The sequence below is a fragment of the Variovorax sp. IB41 genome (genome assembly GCF_016405905.1).
Lineage (GTDB): Bacteria > Pseudomonadota > Gammaproteobacteria > Burkholderiales > Burkholderiaceae_C > Variovorax.
The window spans coordinates 1-709 of sequence record NZ_JAEFCB010000049.1 but is presented as its reverse complement, the minus strand read 5'-3'; the positions used below and the strand labels follow the sequence as shown (position 1 = coordinate 709).

Genomic DNA, 709 nt, shown 5'->3' with positions numbered 1-709 from the left:
GCATCGTCAAGGAGTTCGGTCTCGTCGACTTTCCGTTCTCGGTGAATTCGTTCGCACAGGCCGATGCACTGCTCGATGGGCCGTTGGGGCAAGCGCTGATCGCCAAGCTTCCCGAGAAGGGCCTCGTCGCCCTGGGCTACTGGGACCTGGGCTTTCGCAACGTCACCAACAGCAAGCGCCCCATCACCAAGCCCGAAGACCTCGAGGGCCTGAAGATCCGCGTGATCCCGAACCCGGTGTTCCTGGAGACCTTCAAGGCCTTCAAGGCCAACCCGGTGCCGATGCCTTTTGCAGAGCTCTATGGGGCCCTGGAGTCGAAGGCGGTCGATGGTCAAGAAAATCCGTACGCCGTGATCCTCTCGAACAAGTTCTACGAGGTGCAGAAGTTCGTGAGCGCCACAAACCATGTCTACGCGGCCAACATCGTTCTGGTGAGCAAGAAGTTCTGGGACTCGCTCACGCCCGCCGAGCAGAAGATGATGAACGACGCGGCCAATGAGGCGCGCGGTTATCAACGCCAGGTCAGCCGCGCAGCAGCGCAGAAGGCCGTCGGCGACCTGCAGGCCAAGGGCGCGCAGTTCAACGAGCTCAGCGCCGCCGAACAAGCCCGCATGCGCACCATCGCCCAGCCCGTCATCGACAAGTTCGCCGCCCAGTACGACCCCGCCATCGTCAAGCTCTACAACGACGAACTCGCACGCATCCGCAA

Annotated in this window: 1 protein-coding gene; it reads left to right on the top strand. The window is 61.9% G+C overall.

Annotated features, from left to right (window positions below; genetic code table 11):
• On the top strand, positions 1-709 hold a 709-nt coding region (locus JC881_RS32230), incomplete at both ends, for a DctP family TRAP transporter solute-binding subunit (RefSeq protein WP_198789817.1).